At 59.9% G+C, this 5,791-nt stretch carries 6 protein-coding genes; 2 read left to right on the top strand and 4 right to left on the bottom strand.

Annotated elements, in window-relative coordinates; all coding sequences use genetic code 11:
* The 3 genes from ENN40_11605 to ENN40_11595 form a co-directional block, all read right to left on the bottom strand.
* A partial coding sequence (locus tag ENN40_11605) for a valine--tRNA ligase (GenBank protein HDP95986.1) occupies positions 1-987 on the bottom strand: 987 nt, incomplete at its 3' end.
* Between the two features lie 131 nt (positions 988-1,118).
* Positions 1,119-2,759 carry a M28 family peptidase gene (locus tag ENN40_11600; protein ID HDP95985.1) on the bottom strand — a complete coding sequence of 547 codons (1,641 nt, stop codon included), beginning with the start codon at positions 2,757-2,759 and terminating at the stop codon, positions 1,119-1,121.
* 50 nt (positions 2,760-2,809) lie between these two features.
* Complete coding sequence (locus tag ENN40_11595) at positions 2,810-3,112, bottom strand: hypothetical protein (GenBank protein HDP95984.1); 303 nt, start codon at positions 3,110-3,112, stop codon at positions 2,810-2,812.
* A gap of 155 nt (positions 3,113-3,267) precedes the next feature.
* On the opposite strand from ENN40_11595, the gene ENN40_11590 reads away from it, so the two are divergent.
* Together ENN40_11590 and ENN40_11585 are read left to right on the top strand one after the other, a co-directional pair.
* Entirely contained in the window at positions 3,268-3,504 is a 237-nt protein-coding gene (locus ENN40_11590) for an addiction module antitoxin (GenBank protein ID HDP95983.1), read from the top strand.
* A gap of 7 nt (positions 3,505-3,511) precedes the next feature.
* Complete coding sequence (locus tag ENN40_11585; GenBank protein ID HDP95982.1) at positions 3,512-3,835, top strand: type II toxin-antitoxin system PemK/MazF family toxin; 324 nt, start codon at positions 3,512-3,514, stop codon at positions 3,833-3,835.
* Positions 3,836-4,036: 201 nt separating this feature from the next.
* On the opposite strand, the gene ENN40_11580 is transcribed toward ENN40_11585, so the two are convergent.
* Entirely contained in the window at positions 4,037-5,551 is a 1,515-nt protein-coding gene (locus ENN40_11580; GenBank protein HDP95981.1) for a carboxypeptidase M32, read from the bottom strand.
* Between the last annotated feature and the right edge of the window lie 240 nt (positions 5,552-5,791).

Raw genomic sequence — 5,791 nt, 5'->3', positions numbered from 1 at the left:
GAATTCAACCTGGAGCAGGCGACCGTCCAGGCCGATCACCTGGCGGCTGGGCACGCCGGCGTTCCGCCACCATTCCACGTCGGCGAAGTCGCCGAAGGTACAGATCATCAGGATTCCCGATCCTTTCTCCGGGTCGGCGTGTTCGGATGCCACGATGGGAACGGGGGCGTGGAACAGCGGGGTCAGCGCCGTCCGGCCGAACAGGTGGCGGTAGCGAGGGTCTTCGGGATGGGCCGCCACGGCGATGCAGGCGGGCAGCAGTTCCGGCCGGGTGGTGGAGATAATGAATTCCGCTCCGCCTTCGACGCCGAAGCGCAGATCGTGGTAGGCGCCGGTGACTTCCCGGTCCTCTACTTCCGCCTGGGATACAGCGGTGCGGAAGTCCACGTCCCACATGGTGACCGATTCCTGGTGGATCACCCTTTGCTTTTCCACCAGGTCGAGAAAGGATAGCTGGGAAATATGCCGGCAATGGCTGCCGATGGTGGTATAGACCTGGTTCCAGTCAACGGACAGGCCCAGCTTTCGCCACATGGTTTCAAACGCCTGTTCATCCTGGGCGGTGATGGCCTCGCAGGCCTCGATAAAATTGCGCCGGCTGACCAGCCGGGTCTGCTTTTCACCCCGGCTGGGCTTCCAGTCCGGGTCATAGGGCAGATGCGGGTCGCAGCGGATGTTGAACACGTTTTGCGCCCGCCGTTCCGTGGGCAGACCGTTGTCATCCCAACCCATGGGGTAAAAGATGTTTTTTCCGCGCATGCGCTGAAAGCGCACGATCACGTCGGTCTGGGCGTAACTGTAGGCATGACCGACATGCAAAGAGCCGGACACCGTGGGCGGGGGGGTATCCACCACGTAGGTATTTTCGCGGGCGACTTCAGGACGCCAGCGGAAAATGCCGCTTTCGTCCCAGGCCCGGCGCCAGCGGGCCTCCACTTCTTCGTGGTTGTACTTTTTCGGATACGCTTTCTTTTCGTTTTCAGGCATGGGTTTCCTCGGGAGCCGGTTTTCCCCGACAGCACGGGGATAGGCCATTGTAAACCAAATAGCCCCCCAATTCAACGCCACCGGCCGCAATAACAGCCACGGAAAGAGTGAACCCGCGGTTCAGTGACGTTTCAGTCTGAAGAGATGCCGTACCAGCGGCGCGTAGCGGTAAAAGGATTTTCTCTTTCCGTTTCCAGGCGCGGCTTCGGGGCCCCGTCCGCCCAGTGGCGTCCCAGCCGGTAGAGTAGCTCCAGTTCCTGCAACACGCCGTCGTAGCGCCACAGGGGGTGAACCTCGTCACAGGGGCGGTGGTAAGTGGGGCCGATTTTCTGTCGGACCGCCTTGACCTCATCCGCGGTAAGATCCGTGAAATCGCCACGCATACCCACGGAGAGGGCGGAAACGCCGCGGGCGGCAAAAGGGAAATGGTCACTGCGGAACGCGCCGCCGCCGCGATCAACCGAATGGGTTTTCAATTCAAGTTCCAGCCCTTTGCCGATGCGGCGTACCGCTTCAAGGGCGCTGGAGTACTCAGTGGGAAAGGCGCTGAACTCCTTGCGGCGACCGAAGTGGTTCATGCAGTCCTTGTTGATGACCACCGCGGTCCGGTCCAAGGGCATCACCGGGTGGCGGGCGTACCAGGTGGATCCCGGCAGGCCCAGTTCTTCACCGGTGACGGGCATGAACACCAGGGTCCGGCGCGGCGCCACAGGCGCCCGGGCGAAAGCCCGGGCCAGGCAGAGGACGGCGGCCGTGCCGCTGGCGTTGTCCAGGGCGCCGTTGTAGATGTCATCGCCCGTGTCATCGACCATGCCCCGCCCCAGGTGGTCGTAATGGGCGGTAAAAATCACCGCCTCATGCTTGAGTTCCGGGTCCCTACCCGGCAGGATGCCGATGACGTTGGCACACTCGAAGGTACGGTGAACCTGCGCGAATTCCGCTTTGATATCTGTTTTTAGAGGGAATGGTTGAAAGTCTCGGGAGCCGGCCATGGATTTCAGCTTATCGTAATCCAGGTTCAGCGGTTGTAACGCCCGGTTCAGGGCGGTGTGCCGGATCCAGGCCACGGCGTCCAGGTTGTGGGAACGGGATTCATGAAAGGCGATCCGTTCACCCGTCCAACTGGTCTGCACCACGTTCCAGCCGTAGGTGGCTTCCGGGTCGGTATGCACCATGATGAGCGCCCTGGCACCGCGCCGCCGCGCCATTTCGATCTTGTAGGTCCAGCGACCGTAATAGGTCATGGATTCATCCGCAAAACCGGTTTCGGGGTCTGGATCGTTGACCAGGCAGACAATGATTCGCCCTTTTGGATCGAATGTTTTGAAATCGTCCCAATCGTATTCGGGGGCGGTAATGCCGTATCCCACGAACCAGAGTTTTCCCGCCAGCTTCATGACGGACGTTTCGGACTGCTCTGATACCATGCAGATCTCGGATACGGGTTCAATGGCGTGGGAACCCGCGGAGTTGATTAATTCAACGCGCATCTCTTTTTCATTGCTGTCATACCCGTCAAAGGTGATCGACTGAAAAAACGTGCCCCGGTCACCGCCGGGGGTCAGCCCCAGGGACTGGAAACGGGCGGCCAGGTAGGCGGCGGCGACGCGGGCCCCGCGGCTGCCTGTGGCCCGGCCTTCCAACAGGTCGGAAGAAAGGAACTCCAGGTGGGCGCGGTACTCGTTTTCAGAGAAATTTCTGTCACGAGCGGCGGTGTAAGCCGGTGCCGCCAGGCACAATGTAAGCAGGATCAGTGGCAATATTCGGTGCATGGGACCTCCAGGTGATGTATACGGCGGCCGGCCGCCAGGGTTTGCCGCGCTTAGTGTTTTCCGTTCTTTCTGCGGCCCAGGATGCCGCCGGACAGGAACAGGCCGGCGCCGAGCACGAAACCGAAATTGTACCAGTTGCCGTTGTTGTGTACTTCGTACAAGTGCACCTTATCGGTAAACAGGGATACCAGGAACGTGACCGGTGAAATGAAACCGTGCCACAAACCTTTCCAGAATCCTGATACTTTGCCTTCGCGGTCGGCGGTCTTTTCCAGGCTGTTGGGCCCGGCCGCACAACCGGCTGCCAGTAAAACCACCATGAACACCAGCAGAACAATAGCCAATTTTTTCATGCATTACCTCATGTTTGGAAATCCTGATCTAATCCTACTCCATGCACTTCGGTCCTGCAAGTAGCGGTTTGAAGGAAACCACGGAACACATAAAGCGACTTGACAGCCACACCCTTCACACGTATAATACGTATTAGTGGTACAAGGGGCGCAAAATGGACAAGTTCAAGAAACTGACCATCACGGTGGAGCGGCCGGTTTACGAAGGGTTGCACAGGCTGATCGGCCGCGGGCGGATCAGTGCTTTCCTCAACAATCTTGCCCGCCCTTACGTGGTGGAGGAAGAACTCGAGAAGGCCTACACGGAAATGGCCCGGGATGAAAGACGTGAGGCCGAAGCCCTGGAGTGGTCCGAAAACCTCGTGCCGGAACTTCAGGACGAAACACGATAGGGACGCCATGAAACGGGGTGAAGTCTGGTGGGTGAACTTCGACCCCGCCGTGGGCGGTGAAATCAGGAAGATCCGGCCCGCGGTGATCGTCAGCGTTGACGCCGCCAACCAATTTCTCAACCGGGTACAGGTCGTGCCGCTCACAACGAATGTCGCCAGACTCTATCCCTGCGAAGCCTTCATCACCGTCAACGGAAGACGGCGGAAAGCCATGGCAGACCAGATCATGACCGTCAGCAAGCAACGCCTCACAAAGCGCTTCGGAAGCATATCCGACCCGGACATGGAAGCCGTCGAGGGAGCCCTCAAAATCCAATTGGGTCTTCACTAAGTTGAATAAATAAGTAAGTCCGGGTGAGCTTGATGGTTATTGTCGGGTGTGGTTTTAAGAGGTCCGGCATTCCTCCCGATGTAAAAAAAAGTCACACGGATCGCAAATACTTTAATGCACTGGTTCGAAAAACATTCGGTAAGAACCTGGCTGATCTGGATCATAACAACCAGTGAATCGGTTGGATGAAGAGGGGCGGCTTCAGAGGTTGTAGATCTCTGCATACTTTGTTTCCAGGTAGTCCAGGTAGGGTTCGGGCGATACCGAGGCTCCGGTGAGGTCAGCCACCAGGTCGGCACCGAAAAGGCGGCTGCCCCGGCTGTAGACATTCCGGGCCAACCATGCGGTCAGGACACCAAAGCGGCCTTCTGCCAGGGCACTGTCCAGGTCGGGCAGGTCCCGCCGGGCCCGGTCCAGGATCGCGGCCGCGTAGATGTTTCCCAGGGCGTAGGAGGGGAAGTAACCGAACCCCCCGAATGCCCAGTGAACATCCTGAAGCACACCGTCCCGGAAATCTGGGGGCCGCAAACCCAGATACAACTCGCTGCGGGCGTTCCAGACCTCGGGCAGTTCATCCACGGCCAGGTCGCCGTTGATAAGGTCCCGTTCCAGTTCAAAGCGCATAACGATGTGGAGGGTGTAGGTGACCTCATCCGCCTCCACGCGGATCAGGCCGGGCCGCACGCGGTTGACTCCGAAAAGCGCTGTTTCCAGGTCCAGGCGTTCCCGCTTTTCCGGGAAAGCGCGTTTCAGGCGGGGGAGGAACCAATTCCAGAAGGGGCGTCCGCGGGCCACCTGGTTTTCCCACACCCGCGACTGGCTTTCGTGCAGCCCCATGGAAGCCGCTTCTTCCAGTGGTGAACCGAAAGGCTCGGGTGTCAGCCCCTGCTCGTACAGGGCGTGTCCGCCCTCGTGCACAGCGGCAAACAGCGCGGGGCGGAAATCATCCGGGTTGAAACGAGTGGTCAGGCGCACGTCCCCCGGGTGGATGCCGATGGTGAAAGGGTGGGCGGAACGTGCCATTTTTCCGGCTTGCATATCCAGGCCCATGGCAATGATCACTTCGCGGCACAGGGTCTCCTGGACGCTTACCGGGTATGGTCCGGGCGAGAAGGGATCGGGGTCGGAAAAGCGCGGGGATTGACGGATTCGCCTGATCAGGGGCAACAGGCGCGCGGTCAGTTCCGCAAAGATGTGGTTCAGGCGCGCGGCCGTTATGCCCGGCTCATAGGTGTCGAGTAAGCTGTCGTACGCAGTCGGTCCCAGGGCGATGGCATCCGCTTCACGACGCTTCAATTCGATCATGGTTTTCAGCATGGGCGCGAACCCGGCAAAGTCATTGCGGCGGCGCAATTGCGTCCAGGCCTGCTGTGTTCTTGATTCATGTTCCGCCATTTGAGAAACAAGATCTGCGCCCAGGGCGGCATGACGTTTCCATCCGCGCCAGGTCAGAAACAGCATGCGGCGGGTTTCCGCGGGTGCGGCCTCGTTGCGGGCGGAACCGGTATCCAGGTCCACCAGTTGTTCCAGCCGGCGGCGAAATTCATCGTCCGTGAACAGGGCATGCGATTTGCGGGACAGCCAGGCCAGTTGCCGGGCGCGCACTTTGCCCCCGGCCGGAGGCATGCCGGTTTCCTGGTCCCATTGCAGGACCGCGTTGACTGATTCAACCAGGCGGATTTCCGCCAGCATCTCCATCAGGCGTGACGGACTCATGTTCCTCCCTGCCCGGAATCGGACCGCCCCGGTTTCCGGGAATCCGGATCAAGCGGATGGCTTGGGGCCGGCCTGGATTGCGGGTCTGCGTTCAATATGCGTTATCGGGTCTGATTGTACCAGAAATAAGCGGGGGGGGAGAATCAGCAGGTGATGTGGAACGCACCGGCACAGTGGAGCCCTTCACTGACGGCGGTGTTGAACGCGGCGGCGGCTTCGCGGGTGCGCATGACACGGCAG

The sequence above is a fragment of the Candidatus Aminicenantes bacterium genome (genome assembly GCA_011049425.1).
In the GTDB taxonomy this organism is placed as follows: Bacteria; Acidobacteriota; Aminicenantia; order UBA2199; family UBA2199; genus UBA876.
Note: the sequence above shows the minus strand (reverse complement) of the source record. Positions and strands in the feature narration are given on the sequence as shown.